At 59.1% G+C, this 20,148-nt stretch carries 17 protein-coding genes; 6 read left to right on the top strand and 11 right to left on the bottom strand.

Going from position 1 to position 20,148, the window contains the following annotated elements; translation table 11 throughout:
• Positions 1–26: 26 nt before the first annotated feature.
• The 10 genes from J0X19_RS04585 to J0X19_RS04540 form a co-directional block, all read right to left on the bottom strand.
• Entirely contained in the window at positions 27–1,220 is a 1,194-nt protein-coding gene (locus J0X19_RS04585; RefSeq protein WP_206981712.1) for a M20 metallopeptidase family protein, read from the bottom strand.
• 93 nt (positions 1,221–1,313) lie between these two features.
• A complete protein-coding gene (locus J0X19_RS04580) occupies positions 1,314–1,883 on the bottom strand; it encodes a sporulation protein (RefSeq protein WP_206981711.1) in 570 nt (189 codons plus the stop codon).
• Complete coding sequence (deoC, locus tag J0X19_RS04575; protein ID WP_206981710.1) at positions 1,861–2,529, bottom strand: deoxyribose-phosphate aldolase; 669 nt, start codon at positions 2,527–2,529, stop codon at positions 1,861–1,863. Before deoC ends, J0X19_RS04580 begins: the two co-directional genes overlap by 23 nt.
• Positions 2,530–2,685: 156 nt before the next feature.
• On the bottom strand, positions 2,686–6,090 hold the full coding sequence (gene secA, locus J0X19_RS04570; protein ID WP_206981709.1) for a preprotein translocase subunit SecA: 3,405 nt from the start codon (positions 6,088–6,090) through the stop codon (positions 2,686–2,688).
• Between the two features lie 205 nt (positions 6,091–6,295).
• On the bottom strand, positions 6,296–6,715 hold the full coding sequence (locus tag J0X19_RS04565) for a sugar nucleotide-binding protein (RefSeq protein ID WP_206981707.1): 420 nt from the start codon (positions 6,713–6,715) through the stop codon (positions 6,296–6,298).
• Positions 6,716–6,872: 157 nt separating this feature from the next.
• Positions 6,873–8,060, bottom strand: coding sequence for a UDP-galactopyranose mutase (gene glf / locus J0X19_RS04560; RefSeq protein WP_206981696.1), 1,188 nt, complete (start codon positions 8,058–8,060; stop codon positions 6,873–6,875).
• A 46-nt stretch (positions 8,061–8,106) separates the two neighbouring features.
• A complete protein-coding gene (locus J0X19_RS04555) occupies positions 8,107–9,354 on the bottom strand; it encodes a glycosyltransferase family 1 protein (protein ID WP_206981694.1) in 1,248 nt (415 codons plus the stop codon).
• Between the two features lie 311 nt (positions 9,355–9,665).
• The gene (locus J0X19_RS04550; RefSeq protein ID WP_206981692.1) at positions 9,666–10,181 is read right to left on the bottom strand and encodes a GNAT family N-acetyltransferase; all 516 of its coding nucleotides are present in this window, start codon (positions 10,179–10,181) and stop codon (positions 9,666–9,668) included.
• A gap of 8 nt (positions 10,182–10,189) precedes the next feature.
• Positions 10,190–10,987: a diaminopimelate epimerase gene (gene dapF / locus J0X19_RS04545; protein ID WP_206981690.1), complete on the bottom strand. Its 798-nt coding sequence runs from the start codon at positions 10,985–10,987 to the stop codon at positions 10,190–10,192.
• A gap of 12 nt (positions 10,988–10,999) precedes the next feature.
• Entirely contained in the window at positions 11,000–11,482 is a 483-nt protein-coding gene (locus J0X19_RS04540; RefSeq protein ID WP_206981688.1) for a DinB family protein, read from the bottom strand.
• 160 nt (positions 11,483–11,642) lie between these two features.
• On the opposite strand from J0X19_RS04540, the gene J0X19_RS04530 reads away from it, so the two are divergent.
• Positions 11,643–12,527 (top strand): class I SAM-dependent methyltransferase, encoded by an 885-nt coding sequence (locus J0X19_RS04530; RefSeq protein ID WP_206981684.1) that lies wholly within the window; start codon positions 11,643–11,645, stop codon positions 12,525–12,527.
• A gap of 99 nt (positions 12,528–12,626) precedes the next feature.
• Positions 12,627–13,565 carry a Ppx/GppA phosphatase family protein gene (locus J0X19_RS04525; protein ID WP_206981682.1) on the top strand — a complete coding sequence of 313 codons (939 nt, stop codon included), beginning with the start codon at positions 12,627–12,629 and terminating at the stop codon, positions 13,563–13,565.
• Positions 13,566–13,666: 101 nt separating this feature from the next.
• On the opposite strand, the gene J0X19_RS04520 is transcribed toward J0X19_RS04525, so the two are convergent.
• Complete coding sequence (locus J0X19_RS04520) at positions 13,667–14,773, bottom strand: zinc-binding metallopeptidase family protein (RefSeq protein WP_206981680.1); 1,107 nt, start codon at positions 14,771–14,773, stop codon at positions 13,667–13,669.
• Between the two features lie 399 nt (positions 14,774–15,172).
• Between J0X19_RS04520 and J0X19_RS04515 the strand changes: the two genes are divergently transcribed.
• The 4 genes from J0X19_RS04515 to J0X19_RS04500 all read left to right on the top strand — a co-directional run bounded on the left by J0X19_RS04515 (position 15,173) and on the right by J0X19_RS04500 (position 20,082).
• Positions 15,173–16,630, top strand: a complete 1,458-nt coding sequence (locus J0X19_RS04515; protein WP_206981678.1) for a circularly permuted type 2 ATP-grasp protein — start codon at positions 15,173–15,175, stop codon at positions 16,628–16,630.
• Positions 16,631–16,815: 185 nt separating this feature from the next.
• Positions 16,816–17,751, top strand: coding sequence for an alpha-E domain-containing protein (locus J0X19_RS04510; protein ID WP_206981676.1), 936 nt, complete (start codon positions 16,816–16,818; stop codon positions 17,749–17,751).
• A gap of 68 nt (positions 17,752–17,819) precedes the next feature.
• A complete protein-coding gene (locus tag J0X19_RS04505) occupies positions 17,820–18,827 on the top strand; it encodes a transglutaminase family protein (protein ID WP_206981674.1) in 1,008 nt (335 codons plus the stop codon).
• Between the two features lie 190 nt (positions 18,828–19,017).
• Positions 19,018–20,082: an Ldh family oxidoreductase gene (locus J0X19_RS04500; RefSeq protein ID WP_206981672.1), complete on the top strand. Its 1,065-nt coding sequence runs from the start codon at positions 19,018–19,020 to the stop codon at positions 20,080–20,082.
• Positions 20,083–20,148 lie beyond the last annotated feature (66 nt).

The following is a 20,148-nucleotide window of genomic DNA, read 5'->3' as shown; positions in this document are numbered from 1 at the left end:
TATAGATAAGTGAAATTGCCGCCGTTCTAGCGGCAAGCCAATTCTTGCAGCGTGAGCCAGGCCATCAGGCCGGGGCCGGTTTCCAGGGCCTTGGGCTCGATATCGAAGGTAGGCGTGTGCACCGACGAGGCAAACCGCCCGTCCTGGGCGCGGGTGCCGAGGCGGTAGAAGCAGGCATCAGCAGCTTGCGAGAAGTAAGCAAAGTCTTCGGCCGCCAGCCATTGGTCCAACTCAATTACGTTTTCAGCGCCCAGGTATTGCTCGGCTGCCGCCCGGATGCGGGCCGTCAGTTGCGGCTCGTTTTCCAGGTACGGATAGCCACGCCGGATTTCCAGCTCGCACGTCGCACCCATCGACTCAGCTAATCCTTCGCAGAGGCGGCGCAGGTGCTCATGGGCTTCGTTGCGCCACTCCTCGTTCAGCGTGCGGAAGGTGCCTTCAATATGCACTTCGTTGGGAATAACGTTGGTGGCGCCGTTGGCAATAACCTTCCCAAACGACAGCACTGAGGGCATTTTGGGGCTGGCGCGGCGGCTGACAATCTGCTGAGCGGCTACGATAATGTGAGCGGCTACCAGCACCGGGTCGAGGTTCATTTCGGGCATGGCGCCGTGGCCGCCTTTGCCGCGCACGGTCAGGTACAGCTCGTCGGTGCTGGCCATGTAGCGGCCCGGCCGAATGCCAATCTGCCCGGCAGGCAGCATCGGGAAAACGTGCTGGCCCAGCACGCTGGCCGGTTTGGGATTTTCCAGCACACCCTCCTTTATCATCAAAGAAGCCCCGCCCGGCAACAACTCTTCCCCCGGCTGAAACATCAGCTTTACCGTACCCTCAAACTCGTCGCGCAACTGCACCAGAATACGGGCCGCGCCCAGCAACGACGACGTATGCACATCGTGGCCGCAGGCGTGCATCACGCCGGGGTTGGTTGATTTGTAGGGCACCTCGTTCTGCTCGGTGATGGGCAAGGCGTCCATGTCGGCGCGCAGGGCTACGGTGCGGGCGCCGGGGTTGCGGCCTTCAATGAGGGCTACCACCCCCGTGTTGGCAATGGGCTGCGGCGCGAGGCCCAGCTTTTGTAGCTCAGTTGTTACGAAAGCCGCCGTATTGAACTCCTGAAACGACAGCTCCGGGTTGGCGTGCAGATGCTGGCGCAGCGCTACAGTGTCGGCAGCCGCGTCGGCGGCCAGGGTTTTGATGCGGGAAAGCAGGTGTTGCATAAAACTCGTTGTCAGTTGTCGGTAGTGGGTTATCAGCTGTTGATTACTAGAGCAGGTTGACAACCAACAACTAACAACCGACAACTGACAGCTCTAGTACGCCGCTTTATTCAGCAGCACCTGCGCCGATTCTAGTTCGGCTTTAGGCGCCAGCGGACGAATGCGCAGCATGGCCTGCTCGGCTTCCAGGCGCGTGAGGTAGTCGCCGATGTGCAGGCGAAACACGGGCTGCTTGAAGGTGAGGTAGTCGGTTTCGTCGGGGTAGCGGCTGATAACCGAGCGCCGAATAGCCATGGCTTTTTCGCGTTCCAGGCCCACATAGGCCAGAATACGGTAGCCCTGGGCGTATTTCACGTTCTGGTTGGTATAGGCCTGGTCGCGCAGGCGCTGCTCAATCTGAGCGTTTACCTGGTTGGTGGGCGTCACGGTCACTTTAGCGGCCGAGGTGGGCGCCGCTTCCTTGGGAGCCGGGAAAGTGGGCCGGTAGCGGCTCAGGTCTTCGGCCGGGGCTGCTTGCGCGGTGCGGGCCGTAGTAGCGGGCTTGGCTTTGGTGGTATCGGCGGGCGCAGTGACAGTAGGGGCAGCCGGGCCGCTGGAAGCACAGGCGCCCAGCGCGAAAAAAGCAGCAAGAAACAGCACGTTACGCAGGTATGGTGGTATCATCTTCGTGAAGCAAAATTAGGCTATTTGACGAGCCGATACGGTCGGCACCGGCGGCTATCAGCGCTAGCGCTGCCGTTCGGGTTCGGATGCCGCCCGCTGCTTTAATTCGGATCTGGCCGGGTAAGGTTCGGCGCATCAGCATAATATCGGCTACGGACGCCCCCCGGCTGGCGAAACCGGTGGAGGTTTTCACGAAGTCGGCACCGGCTTCCTCGCACAACTGGCAGGCCAGTTCCATTTCGTCCTCGGTGAGTAAGGCCGTTTCAATAATCACCTTCAGCAAGGCTCCGCGCAGGTGGCACAGTTCGGCCAACTGCCCGATTTCCTCTTCCACTTCTTCGGTGCGGCCGGCTTTCAGCGCCCCAATATTGATAACCATGTCCAGCTCGGTGGCGCCTTCGGTCAGGGCTTGGTGGGCTTCAAAAAACTTCACCTTGGCCAGCTGATATCCCAGCGGAAACCCAATTACTGTGCACACGGCAACCTTGGTTTCTTGCAGCTTTTCAGCAGCCAACCGCACGTAGCAAGGCGGCACGCACACGGCGGCAAAGCTATGTGTGGCGGCTTCCGCGCACAGTTGCTCGATTTGCGCGGGAGTGGCGTCGGGCCGGAGCAAAGTGTGGTCGATGTAGGGGGCGAGGTTCATGGGTCTGAAGGTAATGTCAGCGGTTCTCTGCCGGGTAAGAACGAGGCACGGCTGCCGTAACGTACGCAAGTAAGCCGCCACGCAGACTGCCTCACAAACAAGCGGGAGCCGACGACCCTCGCCGGCTCCCGCCTTACGTAGCTAAACCAAGGTTTCTTAAGCTATATCCACCAACACGCAGCGGTTGTTAAGCAGGTCTTCCTCTACGGTTTTGAACTTCACGTCCCGCAGAATCCGGCCGTCCATGTATTGCACGCTTACTTTCTCGTTGCGGTTGGCAATCTTCTGGGCCTTGGCCGGCTGCTGCTTTTCCAGCGGCAAGTCGTCAGGGCCCATGTCCTCGGGGCCCGCGCCCAACGAAACCGAGGATACTTCTTTCTCGGCTTTCAGCTTGGGCATCGGAACCGGGGTGGGCAGTTCGTCTTCGATGTAGAACTCCGACTCGTTAGTGCCTTCGGCGCCGGCTTGCACCGGCACGTCGGCGCGGAACAGGAAGGACAGCGTCTCCTCGTTCACTTTGCCAATCATGCCTTTGAACAACTCGAAGCTCTCGAACTTGTACACCAACAGGGGGTCTTTCTGCTCGTACACGGCGTTCTGTACCACCTGCTTGAGGTCGTCCATCTGGCGCAAGTGTTGAGTCCAGGCGGTGTCGATGGTCGACAGCACCACGGTTTTCTCCATGCTCCGGATGATTTCGTGGCCACCCGTGGCTTGGGAACGGCGCAGGCTAGCTACTGCCGATACTTGCTTGCGGCCGTCGGTGAACGGCACGGCTACGTTTTCAAACGGGGCGTTCTGCGCCAGCAAATCGTTTACGAGCGGCATGGCATTGGTGGCAATGTGCTCGTTCTTGCTGTGGTAGTAGCCCAGGGCTTCGTCGTAGAGCTTCTGCGTGAGCGGCCCGGCGGCCAGGCCTTTCATTTCCTGCTCGGTGATGTAGGTATCGTAGCCGTAGATGCGCACGATGGCCAGCTTGAAGTCTTCGTAGTCGCCGGAAATCTTGTGGCTGGTTACAATGTCCTCGGCCACGTCGTAAATCATGTTCCAGATGTCCAGCTCCAGCCGCTCGCCAAACAGAGCGTTGCGGCGGCGCTTGTACACCACTTCGCGCTGGGCGTTCATCACGTCGTCGTACTCCAGCAGGCGCTTGCGCTGGCCGAAGTTGTTTTCCTCGACTTTCTTCTGCGCCCGCTCGATGCTGCTGGTAATCATGGAATGCTGAATCACTTCGCCTTCCTCCAGACCCATGCGGTCCATGAGTTTGGCAATCCGGTCGGAGCCGAACAGGCGCATCAGGTTGTCTTCTAGGCTCACGAAGAACTGCGACGAACCTGGGTCGCCCTGGCGGCCGGCCCGACCACGCAGCTGGCGGTCAACGCGGCGTGACTCGTGGCGCTCCGTGCCGATGATAGCCAGCCCACCCGATTCTTTGGCTACCCCGCGCAGCTTGATGTCGGTACCCCGGCCGGCCATGTTGGTGGCAATGGTTACGGTGCCGGGGTGGCCGGCAGCAGCTACAATTTCAGCTTCGCGCTGGTTTTGCTTGGCGTTCAATACCTGGTGCGGGATGCCGCGCAGCTTCAGCATGCGGCTCACCAGCTCGGAAATTTCCACCGACGTGGTACCTACCAGCACCGGGCGGTTGGCTTGTACCAGCGTCTGGATTTCCTCGGCCACGGCGTTGTACTTCTCGCGCACAGTCTTGTACACCTTGTCGTGCTCGTCCTTGCGCGAAATGCCGCGGTTGGTTGGAATTACTACCACGTCGAGCTTGTAGATGCTCCAGAACTCGCCGGCTTCGGTTTCGGCCGTACCCGTCATGCCGCCCAGCTTGTGGTACATGCGGAAGTAGTTCTGCAAGGTTACGGTGGCGTAGGTCTGGGTGGCATCTTCCACGCGCACGTTTTCCTTGGCCTCAATAGCCTGGTGCAAGCCGTCGGAGTAGCGGCGGCCTTCCATTACGCGGCCGGTCTGCTCGTCCACTATCTTCACCTTGCCGTCGTCGGTCAGGATGTACTGGTCGTCTTTCTCGAACAGGGTGTAGGCTTTCAGCAGCTGGTTTACGGTGTGTACCCGCTCGCTCTTCTCCTGGTAGTCCTGCATGAGCTGCTCTTTCTGGTGCAGCTTGTCCTCGTTGGTGAGGGTTTTGCTGTTCTCCAGCGCCGCAATTTCCATCCCGATGTCGGGCATGATGAACAGGTGCGGATCTTCGCCCTGGGCCGTAATCAGGTCGATGCCTTTTTCGGTCAGCTCAATCTGGTTGTTTTTCTCGTCGATGGTGAAGTACAGCGGCATGTCGGCCTGCGGCATCTGGCGGGCATTGTCTTGCAGGTAGAAGTTCTCCACCTTTTGCAGCACGGCCCGGTTGCCAGTTTCCGACAGGAACTTAATGAGTGGCTTGCTCTTGGGCAGGCCACGGTAGGCGCGGAACAACGACAAGCCAGCCTCGCCTTCCTTAGCGCCATCCTGGCCTTCTTTGATGCCTTTGCGGGCTTCCACTAAGTATTGCTGCACCAGCCGTTTCTGCGCGTCTACCAGCATCTGAATGCGGGGCTTGAGCTGGTAGAACTCGTGAACATCCCCGCGCGGCACGGGGCCGGAAATGATAAGCGGGGTCCGGGCATCGTCAATCAGTACCGAGTCCACCTCGTCGACCATGGCGAAGTGGTGCTTGCGCTGCACCAGCTCCTGCGGGTCGCGCGCCATGTTGTCGCGCAGGTAATCGAAGCCGAATTCGTTGTTGGTGCCGTAGGTGATGTCGGCGGCGTAGGCTTTGCGGCGGGCGTCGGTGTTGGGCTGGTGCTTGTCGATGCAGTCCACGGTGATGCCGTGGAACTCGAACAGCGGCGCATTCCACTCCGAGTCGCGCTTGGCCAGGTAGTCGTTGACGGTTACCAGGTGCACGCCCCGCTTGGACAGCGCATTGAGGAACGCCGGCAAGGTCGAAACCAGGGTTTTACCTTCTCCGGTGGCCATTTCGGCAATTTTGCCCTGGTGCAGCACCACGCCGCCAATCAGCTGCACGTCGTAGTGCACCATGTCCCAGGTGATTTCGGCACCGCCGGCCAGCCACTTATTCGACCAGATGGCCTGGTCGCCCTGGATGGTCACGTTTTGCTTGCGCGACGCATAGTCCCGGTCGTAGTCGGTGGCGGTTACCACCAGCTGGCCGTTGTCTTTGTAGCGGCGCGAGGTTTCCTTCACAATGGCAAAGGCGTCGGGCAGTACCTGCATCAGCACCACTTCCAACTCCTTGTTGCGCTGCTTTTCCAGCTCGTCAATCTGGTCGAAAACCTGCTCTTTCTGCGCAATATCGAGCGTAGTATCCTCGTTGACGCGGGCATGCAACGCGGCAATCTGCTCGTCGATGGCCTTTAGATGCGCATCAATGCGGGCGCGCACCTCGTTGGTACGCTCGCGCAGCTGGTCGTCGGATAGTTGTGCCAGTTTGGCATATTCGGCATTGATAAGCGCCACGTAGGGGATAATCTCCTTCAAGTCCCGGTCCGATTTGGTGCCGAAAATCTTGGCGACGGTTTTCCCTAAAAAATCAAACATGCTGGTTTATTTAAGCTGAAACGCAAGGGCGTACCTCAAATTTACGGCGTTTTCGGGAAACTCCCCGCCAAACCCCGTATCTGCGTCGCCCCGGCCCCCAAAACGACGAAACCCCGCTCCCTCAAAAAGAGTGCGGGGTTTGCCAGATAAGAAAGGTTGTCAGGCCATGAACAGGCATTGTAGGTGGTTTCAATACTTATTCAGCTCACGAGGCCAGCGCAATAGCCTTCTCGGGTTCCAGCCTCAGCTTGGGCATCGGCTCGCCTACGCACTCGTGCAGCCAATCCGCTACTGCGGGCAGCAAACTACCTGGCTTGCTACCCAGCACGCTATAAGCAGGGCGAGTAACGGGCAGCCCGCAAGCACGCATCGAGCACGGCAGCACAAACGACTGATCCAAGCCGGCCATATCGGCAGCTAGGCTAGCAAACTGCGCCCAGGTATAGGCACCTTGGTTGGCCAAGTGCCACACCCCACGCTCTTCATCGATGAGCAGGCCGAGCGACACGTTCACCGAGTCGGGCACGTAAGCAGGCGAAATCAGCACATCATCAGCGGCTTGAAACGCTGGCCCACGTCGTACTCTGGCACAGGGTTGGTCGGTGGTGAAAAAATAGGCTGGCAAACGTGGGCTCCTCATTCTTGCGGAACGGCCAGAGTATCAAGTTTGCCTAAGTCTAAAACAAGTCTGTCATCTGATTTCCGGTGGAGCCTTATCAGACTCTCCTGGAAACCAGATGACAGGTAGCGGCGCGGGCCGCTGTACTCAGATGGATGCTCGGTTACGGCTTGCCTTTGGCCGGGTCGCGCGGTACCAGCTTGTCGATGATAGAAGCCGAGCCGGTAATGGCGGGCTTGGCAGCCTTCACGGCTTCCTCGCTTTTCTCGGTCAGTTTCTTGTATAGCGTCAGGGCCTGGGCTACCACCTGGTCCATGTTGTAGTAGCGGTAGGTGGCCAGGCGGCCCACAAAATGCACGTTCGGCGTGTTGTCAGCCAGCTTCTTGTACTGGTTGTACAGCTCGGCATTTTCGGGCTGCGGCACGGGGTAGTATGGGTCGCCCTCGGCTTTCGGATACTCGTACACGATGGCCGTTTTGGGGTGCTTCTGGCCGGTAAGGGCCTTGAACTCGGTAATACGGGTGTAGAGGTTGTCGTTGGGGTAGTTGACCACGGGCGCCTCCAGGTAGTTTTCCTGGTTGAGGGTTTCGTGCTTGAACTCCAACGAGCGGTACGGCAGCTTGCCGTATTTGAAGTCGAAATACTCGTCTACCGGACCCGTGAAAATCATTTCCTTGAACGGAATGAAGTCGATGATGTCGTGGTAGTCGGTGTTGAGCATCACCTTGATGTTGGGATGGTCCAACATCTTCTCGAACATGCGGGTGTAGCCGTGCAGCGGCATGGCCTGGTAGTTGTCGGTGAAGTAGCGGCTGTCACGGTTGGTGCGGGTTGGCACGCGCGACGTCACCGATTTATCGAGTTGCGAGGGGTCGAGGCCCCACTGCTTACGGGTGTAGTTGCGGAAAAATTTCTCGTATAGCTCGCGGCCTACTTTGCTTACTACTACGTCTTCCGACGTTTTGATAACGGGTATTTCTTCAGCCAACGACTCCAGAAACTGCTCTACCTCGAAGCTATTGAGCGACAAGCCGTACAGCTTGTTGATGGTGTCGAGGTTGATGGGCATGGGCACCAATTGGCCATCTACCGAAGCCAGTACGCGGTGCTCGTAAGGGCGCCAATCGGTGAAATTGGAGAGGTACTCGAATACATCCTTCGAGTTGGTATGAAAGATATGGGGACCGTATTTGTGGACCAGGATGCCTTCCTCGTTGTAATGGTCGTAGGCGTTGCCGGCAATGTGGCTGCGTTTGTCTACGATAAGGACCTTCTTATTCGAGCGGGTGGCTAGGCGCTCGGCCAGCACGCTGCCGGCGAAACCGGCCCCGACAATCAGATAATCGAACATATGCTAAGCGTGTTTTGGATGGATGAGAAGTGACGGATTCGATAGGTTAAGCAACGGAGACAAGCGGCGAAGACGGGGCTGCGGCAGACGAGTTGGCAGTTTTTGCCTGTAGCCGGTCTTTCATTAACGCTGTCATTTGCTGCCAGGTTAGGTCCCAGGAAATGGTAGCCAGGTAGTCGTCGGTGCGGCGGCGCCAGTCGGCGTCCTTGGTTTGCTCGAGGGCCCGTGCAATGGCGCTGCCAAACTCGTCGGCGGTGGCGGCAATCTGCACCAGTTTCAGGTCGCCGTAGGGGCGCACTACGTCGCGGATGGGGGTGCTTACCACCGGGCGGCCAGCGGCCAGGTACTCCGGCGTTTTGGTAGGCGAAATGAACTTGGTGCTTTCGTTGTCGGCGAAGAGCAGCGTGGCCACGTCCCAGCCGTGCAGGTAGGCAGGCAGCTCCTGGTAATTTTTGCCGCCGAGGTAGTGGATGTTTTGCTGGCGCGGCAGCACGGCCGCATCAATTTTCACTACGGGCCCGATGATAACGAACTGCCATTCGGGGTGCGCTTCGGCCAACTCACCCAGCAGCTCGATGTCGAGGCGCTCATCTACCACGCCAAAGAACCCAATGCGCGGGTGTGCAATACCGGCTTGGTCGGCGGGGTCGGGCATGGCCTGGCGGGCCTGGCCGAAGTGGTCTTTGTCGATGCTGCTCGGGAATGGGTGCGCATCGGCATGCTGCTCGCGCTTGGATTCATAAATGGTGTACCCGCCGGTAAACACCAAATCGGCCCGCTTGAACAGTTCCTGCTCCCGCTCCCGCAGGGCGGGTGGCGCAAACTTGAAGGCAGCCAGCTCGTCCATGCAGTCATACACGGTAAGCACCGGCTGGAACTGGCTGGACTTGCCCAGCGCCATGGGCGTATAGTACCAGAAAATGTAGCGGTTGATGTTTTCCTGCCGGAAATACTGCTGCAATACTTTTTCCTGCGCCTGGTCGGCGGCGGCTTCATTGTCGCGCAGCCGGGCCGGCAAATGCACTACCAGCACTTGCACGCCTTCTTGCCGGGGCTTCACCTCCATGTGCGGCTCAATCAGGTCGTCGGCATGGTAAAACGCATCCTCCACGTAAAACACGCGGCCTTGCTGAGCAAAGCGCGTGAGCAGATGCTGTGGGCGCTGCCACACAAAATCCCAGTGCAGGTGCGCAAAGCAAACGAGGTCTGGGAATAACCCAGCGGTTGGTTGAGAAGCAGAGACAGATGAGCTGGTGGCAGACAAGGCCCCCCGCGCTGGGTCGTTCAGCGACATAAAGTAGCAGTAGTGAGAAGTAATAGATGTACCGCCGGGCCTATGCAGCAGTCAAATAATGGTCACTGGCCGGGGTATTTATATTCTACGTAGCCACCCAACAAAAGGATACACCCCAAAAAAAGTAATTCCTGTAACTAATAAATTCAACTGTATAGCTTTATACATAGCTCAACAGCAGAATTCACTTTTAAAAATTATATTTCAATAGCATTAATACAAATTCAAGCACAACACTACCACTTATATAGCTTTGCTTATATTGAGATTAAGCTAACGAGCAGGAAACAACACTAATTTTACGGCCTGAATTATACTATACATTGATATTCTAGTACGTCTTGCCAACCGTCGGCTTTGCGCAACCATTGCTTTCGTACGCCTACCACCGTAAATCCCAATTTTTCAAACAGATAAATACTGCGCACATTATCAGTGGCAATTGTACAATACAGCTGATGCAGGTGCAGCGTGGTATGGGCGTAAGAAATTACCAGTTGTAAGGCTGCCTGCGCATAGCCCCTCCCCTGCTCAGCAGGCAAGAGCGCAATACCAATGCCCGCCCGCTGATGACGTGCCTGATAATCAAACAAATCGACGGTACCGACGGCCCGTTTATCGTCGGTGGCGCAGATAACCAGCCGCAGCTGCCGCACCTCCTGCCAGTCGGCGGCGGCATTGTCGAGGTACTGCCGCAGGGTGTAGCGCGAAATAGGTACTACGTTGTCGGAAACGGTCCACAGCGCGGCGTCGTTTTCCAGGGCGTACAGAAACTCTAAATCTTCTGCTTCCAGGGCCCGCAGAAAAACCAGCTCGTTGTGCAGCATAGCCTCGCTCAGATTTCCACTTGGCCGTCGAATACCCGCTGGGCGGGCCCGATAAGGAAGATGTTGGTGAAGGCGCCATCAGGCAGCGCCTCGAACGTAACGCGCAGCTCGCCGCCGGGCGTGAGCAGACGCACCGGGCTTTGCGCGCCGTGCCGGGAGGCAGCCAGTGCCACCGCCGTAACGCCCGTACCACAGCTCAGGGTTTCGTCTTCCACGCCCCGCTCGTAGGTGCGCACCTGCCACGGCAAATCGGGTGTAGCGGGCTTCTCCACGAAATTGATGTTGGTGCCGTGCTCCTTGAATACGTTGCCGTAGCGAATGGCGCGCCCCTCGGCAAACACGTTCAACTCGGCCAGGGTGCTGGCCGGCATGAAGCGCACCAAGTGCGGCGAACCGGTGTTCAGAAAGACACCGTCGTGCTCGGCTATGTGCTGGTGGCCGGTTACGTCCTGCATGCGCAGGTGCACGGTACCATCGGCATCAATTTGCGCTTCGTGCGGACCATCGGCGGCCAGGAAGCGGGTGCTGCTTGCAATTACGCCGAGCTGCTTGGCGAAGGCCACCGTGCAGCGCCCCCCGTTGCCGCACATCGAGCCGATGCGTCCATCGGCGTTGAAGTACACCATCTCGAAATCGTACTCCGGGTGCTCACGCAGCAGGATGAGCCCGTCGGCCCCGATGCCGCGGCGCCGGTCGCAGAGGTGATGCACGAGGGCCTGGTTGGTTTCGTCGAAGCGGTGGGCACGGTCGTCCACCATCACGAAGTCGTTGCCGGTGCCTTGGTATTTGAAGAAGGGAAGAGTCACGGGAGGAGCGGGTCAGACGAATTTACGCAGCAGGGCAATCTGCCCGGCGTGGTAAAGATAATGCTGAATGATGCCGTGCAGCAGCACGTAGATGGTTACGCCCGAGCCATCGGCCCGTTCGCGCACGTCGCCGAGCACCGTATCCAGCTCGGCAGCGGGCAGGGCTTCGGTAAGTGCCACCAGTTGTTCGTGCGCTTCGTGCAGTTCCTGCCGGGCCCGCAGCCAGGCGGCTTCGTCGGCCACCACCGGAAAAGCAGGCCAGTCGTCGCGGGTCATGGGGGTATGTTCTCGGGCCTGTACGCGTTGCGCCGCCGTGGCCGTCCAGGCAGCCAGGTGGCACACCAACTCGCCAATGGTATGCACGCCGGGCCACGGGTAGGCAGCCGCTTGCGCGGCCGTGATGCCTGCCAGGGTTTGCTGCAACGAAGACCCCGACCAGGCGTCGCCATCGAAGGCACGACGCAGCTGGTCGGCAATGCGTTTGGGTTCAGTCATGGGGTGGTGGAAGGTTGATAGGTGATTGTTGCTGGTTGCTGGTTGTTGGTTGCTGTACGTTCGGAGGTCATTGAATAGCCAACTACCCAAGAACTGACAACAAGCCACAATTAACAATCAGCAATCCACAACCAGCAACCAACAACTACCTTTGCCTTACATGTACACGTTCCTCACCACCAGTCCCTGGGCCGACTACGAGCTACTGGACGCCGGCAACTTCGAGAAGCTGGAGCGCTTCGGCAAGCACATTCTGGCCCGTCCCGAGCCGCAGGCCATCTGGGACCCGCACCTGGCCGCTAGTGAGTGGCAGCGCGCCCACGCCACCTTCACCCGCGAGAAAGGCAGCCAAGAGCGCGGCCAATGGAAAATAAAGCCCGGCACCCCCGAGCAGTGGGTAATCGGCTACGAACGGCCCGACGGCCTGAAGCTGCGGTTTCGGCTGGGCATGTCGTCGTTCAAGCACGTGGGGCTGTTTCCGGAGCAGGACCCCAACTGGCAGTTCATTTACCAGCAGACGCGCCAGCGCCAAGCCGCCGTACCGCGCGTACTCAACCTGTTTGCCTACACCGGCGCCGCCACTTTGGCCGCCCGGGCCGCCGGTGCCGACGTTACGCACCTCGACTCGGTGAAGCAAGTGAACTTCTGGGCCCGCGACAACATGGAAGCCAGCAACCTGGATGGGGTGCGCTGGCTGGTAGAAGACGCCATGAAATACGTGCGGCGCGAAGTGAAGCGCGGCAGCAAGTACCAGGGCCTCATCCTGGACCCGCCCGCCTACGGCCGCGGCCCCAACGGCGAGAAGTGGCAGCTGGAAGACGAGCTCAACGAAATGCTCAAGCTCTGCAAAGAGCTGCTCGACCCGCAGGACCATTTCTTCCTCGTCAACCTCTACTCCCTGGGTTTTTCGGCGCTGATTCTCGATAACCTAGTAGGAGAAATCTTCCCAGCCATGCGGGAGAAGCGCGAAATCGGGGAAATCTACCTGCACGACGCCGGCGCCCGCAAGCTGCCGCTAGGCACGTTCTGCCGGTTTGCCACCTGATATTTCGTTTTTCGTTATTGGGTTTTCGTTGTTCGTCGGCTGGCCGGCACTATGTGAACCCAACTAACGAACAACAAAAAACCAACAACGAAAAACGATATGCGCCACCGCCGCCTCGCCCTGATTGATATGGGCACCAACACATTCCACTTGCTGATAGTGGAGCTACCCGAAGAAAAGCACCACGATACGCTGGTATTGCTGCGTACCAAAGTGGGCGTGCGGCTCGGGGAAGGCGGCATCAGCAAAGGCGAGATTACGCCGGCGGCCTTTGCGCGGGCCTTGCACACGCTCCAGGCCTTCCAGGAGGAAATTGAGCTGCACCAGGTAACGGAAGTGCGGGCCACCGCCACCAGTGCCGTGCGCGTGGCCCGCAACGGCCCGGAGCTGGTGCAGGCCATTTTCGAGCAGACCGGTATCAAAGTGGATGTAATTCCGGGTGAGCGGGAGGCCGAGCTGATTACCAAAGGCGTGCGGCAGGCCGTGCCACTGGGGCCAGACAAGAACCTGATAGTGGATATTGGGGGCGGCTCGGTGGAGTGCATCATTGCCGACGAAGCTACCATTTTCTGGAAGCAGAGCTTTGAAATTGGGGCGCAGCGGCTACTAGATATGTTCTTCCCCGACCCCAGCGGCATCATTTCCGCCAGCGCCGTAGCCGCCGAGCAAGCCCACCTCAGCACCGTACTGGCCCCCCTGACGGCCGCTATCCAGCACTACCAGCCCGTTACGCTGGTCGGCGCCTCGGGCAGCTTCGACAGCCTGGCTGATATGCAGCTGGGTGAACTACGCACCGAGGCTGACCTTCCACCCTGCACCGAGCTGGAAATGAGCAGCTTCCAGCACAGCTACCGCCAGCTACTAACCAACAACCACGAGCAGCGCAAAGCCCTGCCCGGCATCCTGCCCATGCGCGCCGACATGCTGGTGGTAGCCAGCATCCTCATTGATTACGTGCTGGGGGTGTCGGGCATCACCCGCATCCGCACCTCCTCAGCCGCTCTGAAAGAAGGCCTGCTGGCCGAAATGATGCAGTAAACCCGCCGGCCATTCAGCTACCACGCGCAACGCAAAAGCCGCCGCTGCATCATGCAGCGGCGGCTTTCCGTTTTAGGCTACACCAGTAAGCGAACCAACGCCTAGCAGTCGGCCCGGTTTTCCTGGAGGCAGTGCTTCACTTCCTGGCAGACTTTGTGGATGAAGGCCATCTTCTCCACCACTGCCGGCCGAATGATGAAAGGGTACGGGTCGGGCTGGCCCATGCTGCGGTTGAGGCTGTTCATGGCGAAGGTGAGCGGCAGCCATTGGTCCATGATGCGCTGGAAATCCGCTTGCTCGTAAGGCTCTTCGCTAATGGTGGCTTGCAGAAACTGGGTTTCGTCGGCTACCACAGGCTTCACGCTCAGGCCAAAGGCGTGGGCAGTTTGCAGCGTATCCATAATGTGCAGGTAGTGCGCCCAGGTTTCGGCCCAGTCTTCCCAGGGGTGGCTACTGGCGTAGGAGCTGATGAAAAACTGCGCCCAGTCGGCGGGGGCGCCCTGGTCGTAGTGGCGCTTGAGGGCCTCGCTGTAGTCCTGCTGCTCGTCGCCGAACAGCTCCCGAAACCGCGCCAGATGCGGGGTGTTGTCAATCAGCCGGTCCCAGTAGTAGTGCCCCACCTCGTGGCGGAAGTGACCCAGCAGCGTCCGGTACAGCTCGGCCATAGCCTTGCGGGCCATTTCCCGCTCGATGTCGTCGGCTTCGGCAATGTTGATGGTAATCAGGCCTTCGTCGTGGCCGGTGAGTACGCGCTGGCCGCTTTCGGGGCTGGTATCGGCCAGGAAGTCGAACCACAGGCCCCGGTCGGGGTCTGCGGCTTTGCTGACCACCGGCAGCCCCATGCGCAGCAAACTATACACCAGCCGGTGCTTGGCCGATTCCAGCTTGCGCCACCGGGCACGGTGCTCGGGCTGCTCTAGGTTGGGGATGGTGCGGTTGAGGGTGCAGGCAGCGCAAAACGGCGTGGCGCTATCGGTGGGCACCAGCCAATTGCAGGCGCCCTCGGTGTGGTTGTGGCAGTAGGTGTACGTGGTGGCATCAGCGGCCGGGGAGCCGTACAGGCGGAACGTGGCGCCCTCGGGCTCGGCTACGAGCGGAAACAACTGTAGCTGTTGGCTCTCAAAGCCCAATGGATACTGGCACTGTTCGCACTTATCGTTTTCGAAAAACAGTTGCTGGCCGCAGTGGGTACACTTGAAAAGTTGCATGATAAAGCAAGAAGAATAACGGGCTTTGCCTGCGTGTACGGGCATTTCAGGAAAGGCGCTGTCATTCAGACCGTAAGCGCCGTTTATCCGCCCCCGCAGGGCAGCGGGCTGTACTACTAGCTCATGAAAAGGCTGCTAGTTACGCGACCCAACGGCGGCTTTGCCAGAACAGGAAAGTGCGCATACCCCCTGCTGGACAAGTGGGTGTTTCAGACGACGAGTGCATAATTATTTACAACTGCCTTTGAAAACATGAGTGTTTTCCGGGTTTTATTACCTTAATTCCTGCTTCAACCCTACTTTTTTACAGGGTATTCGCTTTTAGTATCGTGGTTGGCGCGATGACTTACTCCCGCTCCCGACTGTTCTGCTTGCTGCTCGCCTCTTACCTGTTGCTTTATGCCCGAAAACTCACTCCTTCACTCCTACCGAGAACAGTCCAACGTCTGGGACGAAATGTTCCGGGCCGAAGGCATCCGCCCCGAGTACCGCCACTTTGTATCGGCCATTGAAAACCTGGCGGGCCTGGAAATGACCCGGAAGGTGGAGCTGGCCAAAAAGCTGTTTCTGAGCCAGGGCGTGACTTTTACGGTGTACAGCAGCGGGGAGGGCATCGAGAAGATTTTCCCCTTCGACATCATTCCGCGCATCCTCAACTACACCGAGTGGACCCGCATTGAGGCCGGCATCAAGCAGCGGCTGAAGGCGCTCAACATCTTCCTCAAGGACATCTACCACCAGCAGTTCATCATCAAAGACGGCATCATTCCGGCCGCGCTGGTGTACTCGTGCCCGCAGTTTCTGCGCCCGATGCTGAACGTGCACGTGCCCCACGACATCTACACCCACATTGCCGGCGTGGACTTGATCCGGGACCATGACGGCGAGTTTTACGTGCTCGAAGACAACCTGCGCACGCCCTCGGGGGTGTCGTACATGCTGGAAAACCGCAGCATCACCTACCGCATTTTCCCCGATTTGCTGCCCAAAAACAACGTGCAGCCCGTGAAGGACTACCCCGATTTGCTGTTTCGGAACCTGCTGGCCCTCGCCGACCGCCAAGGCAGTGAGGCCACGGTGGTGCTGTTGTCGCCGGGCATCTACAACTCGGCGTATTTCGAGCACAGCACCCTGGCCCGCCTGATGGGCATTCGGCTGGTGGAAAGCCGCGACCTGATTGTGCACAACCACTTCGTGTACATGAAAACCACCAAGGGCCTGACCCGCGTGGACGTTATTTACCGCCGCGTGGATGATGAGTACATCGACCCGCTGGTGTTCCGGCCCGATAGCGCGCTGGGCGTGTCGGGGCTGTACTGGGCTTACCGCAAGGGCAACGTGGCCATTGTGAATGCCATGGGCAACGGCGTGGCCGACGACAAAGCGGTGTACTGCTACGTGCCCGACATGATTCGGTACTACCTGAACGAGGAGCCGATTCTCAAAAACGTGCCCACCTACCAACTGGCCGAGGCCGACAAGCGCCAGCACGTGTTCGACAACATGGAGCGCATGGTGATTAAGCGCACCAACGAGTCGGGCGGGTACGGCATGCTGATTGGCAGCAGCGCTACCGAGCAGGAAATCAATGATTTTAAAACCGCCATTACCGCCGACCCGCGCAGCTTTATTGCCCAGCCCATCATCAGCCTCTCGTCTACGCCCTGCTACATTGATGGCGTGCTCCAGCCCCGCCGCGTCGACCTGCGGCCGTTTGCGCTGTACGGCCCCTCGGGCATTGATATTGTGCCCGGCGGCCTCACCCGCGTAGCCCTGCGCGAAGGCTCATTGGTAGTAAACTCCTCCCAGGGCGGCGGCAGCAAAGACACCTGGGTGCTGGGGCCGGAGTTGGGGTGAAACGAGTAATCATCGACCGTCATTTATCGAACGTCATTCCGAGCTTGCCGAGGAATCTCGCGTGCTGATGTTGCAACAAGTAGCCTGACTTCAGCACGCGAGATTCCTCGGCAAGCTCGGAATGACAGCCTTTCTATCCTGGCACTCCACAAACTCACCATTTCACAATTTCACCTTCTCACCGCATGCTAAGCCGCGTTGCTGATACTATTTACTGGCTGGCCCGCTACATGGAACGCACCCAATCCATGTTGCAGGTGATTCGCATCAGCTACATTACCTCGCAGGACGAGCACCGCTACGCGGGCTGGCAGCCGCTGCTTGATAATTACGGCGACCTGTCGCCGGAGGAAATCCGGGAAGCGGTGCGCAACACGGCCGACATCATCGGCCATCTGGTGTTCGACAAGTCGAATGCCGTGTCGGTGTACAACAACATTGTGCGGGGCCGCGAAAATGCGCGGGCCGTGCAGGACCACATTACCAAGGAAGTGTGGCAAAGCCTCAACGAGTATTACCACACCATTCGGCAAGAAGATTTGGCCCGCCAAACCATGCTCGAAGACCCGGTTTCGGGCCTGGACTTGCTGCTGCGGCAGGGCCTGCTGTTTGCGGGCACCGTGCAGTACACCATGCCGCGCGACGAGGGCTACGCATTCTTGAATCTGGGTAAGTTTCTGGAGCGCGCGCTGCAAACCGTTGATATTCTGCGCCTCAACAAGCTGGCGTTCCTGCCCGACCGGCAGCACCCAATGGGCGCGCCGGAGCTGCGCTACGTGCTGTATGCGCTGTATGGGCACGAGCTGTACTCGAAAACGCACCGCGGTATTCTGGATGCGCAAACCGTGCTCAACATGATTATCCACGACACCGATTTCCCGCATTCGTTGTCGTACAGTTTGCGCCAGCTGATGCGCCACTGTGAGCGGCTGAAAGACAAGAGCCTGCCCGACAACTACGAGCAGGTGCATTTCCTGATTGGCAAGGTCAAGAACAGCGTCACGTACAGCACCATCAGCGTAGACGATGCCGCGCAACTCAGCCAGTTTCTGCTGCAACTCCGCAATGAGCTGCTGGAAATAGCCAACGCCCTCAACAAGCACTACTTCGGCAACAGCTAATGTATAGTGCATAGTGCTTGGTGCTTCGTGCTTAGGCAGCTCAGCCGAAACGACAATCCAACCCCACTATGCACCAGGTACGAAGCACTAAGCACTACTATAAAATGCCGTTCTACAAAATCAAGCACCTGACTCGCTACAGCTACGCCGCGCCGGTTATCGACTGCGCCAACCAGCTGATGATTTACCCGCTGGAAGACGAGCGGCTGACGGTGCAGCGCCACGAGGTAAGTGTCTCGCTGAACCCGGAAACCGCCTTTTTCACCGATTATTTCGGCAACAAAGTGGGCGTATTCACCCTCATTCAGCCACACACTGAGCTGGTTATCGAATCCCAGGTGGAGGTAGTGACCCACCCGATTCTGTTTCCGATGGACGAGGAGCCGGCCGAAGCGCAGTGGCAACACCTAACCGAGTTGCGCCACGACGTAGCCTACATGGACTTCCTGACGCCGGAAGCCTCGGAGCTGCAACAGGAAATCAACGACGCAGTGCGTGAGGTCACCAACCCCGCCGACAAACCGCTGAAAAACGCGCTGGTACTGTCAGAATACGTGTACGACCATTTCGACTACCAACAGGGCGTAACGAACGTGGAAACGCCCACCGACGAAATCTGGCGGCTGCGGGCCGGGGTGTGTCAGGATTTTGCGCACATGCTGCTGTTCATGCTTCGGCAGGTGGGCATTCCGGCGCGCTACGTGAGCGGCTACGTGTGCCCCAAGCAGGAAGGGGTGCGCGGCGCCGGTGCCACCCACGCCTGGGTGGAAGCCTACATTCCGTTCTACGGCTGGCTGGGCCTCGACCCCACCAACAACTGCATCGTGAATGACGGGCACGTGCGCATGGCCATCGGGCGCAACTTCTCGGACTGCACGCCCATCAAAGGCACCTACAAAGGCACCGGCGCGCACACGCTCACCGTGCTGGTCCACATCGACAATGGTGAGCCGCTGGAACTCGCTCCGCTGCCCGAAGAGCCGGTGTACGTGCGGGAAGTAGAGCAGCCTATTGTGCCCGTCAACTCCTACCGTAAATACGTGAGTTGGGAGCAGCAACAACAACAGCAGCAGTAGGGTGCGGGGCTTGCCCCCGCCCACCGTTGCCGCGGACACCACGCCGGGGGCAACCACGCCGAGGGCAACCACGGGCGGGGGCAAGTCCCGCACCCTACCCATTTTCATTTCGGGGAGGGGAACCAGCTGTAATTTTTCTGGTTCTAACCCAGCATCCTGTTCCTTTGCACCCGAATCCGATATTGTGCTCATGACCACCTTCTCCTATAACCACCTCTTTACCTTCACCGAGGCCGTTTTCAAAAGCATCGGCTGCCCCGATGATGATGCCACGCTAGCCACCGAAACGCTGCTTTCCGCCGATTTGCGCGGAGTCGATTCGCATGGGGTGGCCCGCTTAGTGGGGTACGTTCGGCTGTGGGAAGCTGGCCGCATCAACCCCGCCCCTCGCGTGGGCGTGACCTACGAAACGCCCAGCACGGCCGTAGTAGACGGCGACGGGGGCCTGGGGCTGGTGGTAGGCCCGAAGGCCATGCAGGTAGCTATTGAGAAGGCCCGGCAGGTTGGCACGGGCTGGGTGTCGGTGCGCAACTCCAACCACTTTGGCATTGCCGGCTACCACGCCATGAAGGCCTTGGCCCACAACATGATAGGCATGGCCATGACCAACGCCTCGCCGCTGGTGGCCCCCACTTACTCGCTGGACCGCCTGCTGGGCACCAACCCCATTGCCGTAGCCGTACCCGCCGGCGAGCAGCCCGATTTCGTGCTGGATATGGCTACCACCACCGCAGCCAACGGCAAGCTGGAAATTGCGCAGCGCAAGAACATTCCGATTCCCGAAGGCTGGGCGCAGGATGCCGCTGGGGTTGGCTCTACCGACCCCAACGCCGTGAAGAACGGCGGGGCACTGCTGCCGCTCGGCGGAGCTACCGGTTCGCACAAAGGCTACGGCCTGGGCGCAGTGGTTGACATCTTTTCGGCGGTGCTTTCGGGTGCTAATTACGGACCGTGGGTGCCGCCGTTTGTGGCGTTTCTGCAACCACCCGCCGACCCGGTGGGCCAGGGCATCGGCCACTTCTTCGGGGCCATGCGCGTGGATGCCTTCCGCCCCGCCGACGAGTTCAAGGCCCACATGGACAACTGGATTACCACTTTCCGCAACGCCCGCGCCACCGAAGGCCAGCACGTGCTCATCCCCGGCGACCCGGAGCGCGAAACGTCCGCCAAACGCTTACTCGAAGGCATCGACCTGCTGGACCCCGTAGTGCGCGACCTGGAAACCGTGGGCGCAAAATTCGGCGTAAAGCTGTAACGCGGAAGCCACAGGAAATCCGCACTACAAAAAAAGGCCATCCTTATTGTAAGGATGGCCTTTTCG

The sequence above is a fragment of the Hymenobacter telluris genome, assembly GCF_017313265.1.
GTDB classification, from domain to species: domain Bacteria; phylum Bacteroidota; class Bacteroidia; order Cytophagales; family Hymenobacteraceae; genus Hymenobacter; species Hymenobacter telluris.
This window is presented reverse-complemented; position numbering and strand designations above follow the sequence as displayed.

Excerpts from the sequence above, each read along its gene's own strand:
- J0X19_RS04550 (WP_206981692.1), bottom strand. The coding sequence starts at position 10,181 with ATGCTGCACAACGAGCTGGTTTTTCTGCGGGCCCTGGAAGCAGAAGAT.
- deoC (WP_206981710.1), bottom strand. The coding sequence starts at position 2,529 with ATGAACCTCGCCCCCTACATCGACCACACTTTGCTCCGGCCCGACGCC.
- J0X19_RS04500 (WP_206981672.1), top strand. The coding sequence starts at position 19,018 with ATGACCACCTTCTCCTATAACCACCTCTTTACCTTCACCGAGGCCGTT.
- J0X19_RS04505 (WP_206981674.1), top strand. The coding sequence starts at position 17,820 with ATGCACCAGGTACGAAGCACTAAGCACTACTATAAAATGCCGTTCTAC.
- J0X19_RS04555 (WP_206981694.1), bottom strand. The coding sequence starts at position 9,354 with ATGTCGCTGAACGACCCAGCGCGGGGGGCCTTGTCTGCCACCAGCTCA.
- J0X19_RS04540 (WP_206981688.1), bottom strand. The coding sequence starts at position 11,482 with ATGACTGAACCCAAACGCATTGCCGACCAGCTGCGTCGTGCCTTCGAT.
- glf (WP_206981696.1), bottom strand. The coding sequence starts at position 8,060 with ATGTTCGATTATCTGATTGTCGGGGCCGGTTTCGCCGGCAGCGTGCTG.
- J0X19_RS04580 (WP_206981711.1), bottom strand. The coding sequence starts at position 1,883 with ATGATACCACCATACCTGCGTAACGTGCTGTTTCTTGCTGCTTTTTTC.
- J0X19_RS04510 (WP_206981676.1), top strand. The coding sequence starts at position 16,816 with ATGCTAAGCCGCGTTGCTGATACTATTTACTGGCTGGCCCGCTACATG.
- J0X19_RS04525 (WP_206981682.1), top strand. The coding sequence starts at position 12,627 with ATGCGCCACCGCCGCCTCGCCCTGATTGATATGGGCACCAACACATTC.
- J0X19_RS04520 (WP_206981680.1), bottom strand. The coding sequence starts at position 14,773 with ATGCAACTTTTCAAGTGTACCCACTGCGGCCAGCAACTGTTTTTCGAA.
- J0X19_RS04515 (WP_206981678.1), top strand. The coding sequence starts at position 15,173 with ATGCCCGAAAACTCACTCCTTCACTCCTACCGAGAACAGTCCAACGTC.
- J0X19_RS04530 (WP_206981684.1), top strand. The coding sequence starts at position 11,643 with ATGTACACGTTCCTCACCACCAGTCCCTGGGCCGACTACGAGCTACTG.
- secA (WP_206981709.1), bottom strand. The coding sequence starts at position 6,090 with ATGTTTGATTTTTTAGGGAAAACCGTCGCCAAGATTTTCGGCACCAAA.
- J0X19_RS04585 (WP_206981712.1), bottom strand. The coding sequence starts at position 1,220 with ATGCAACACCTGCTTTCCCGCATCAAAACCCTGGCCGCCGACGCGGCT.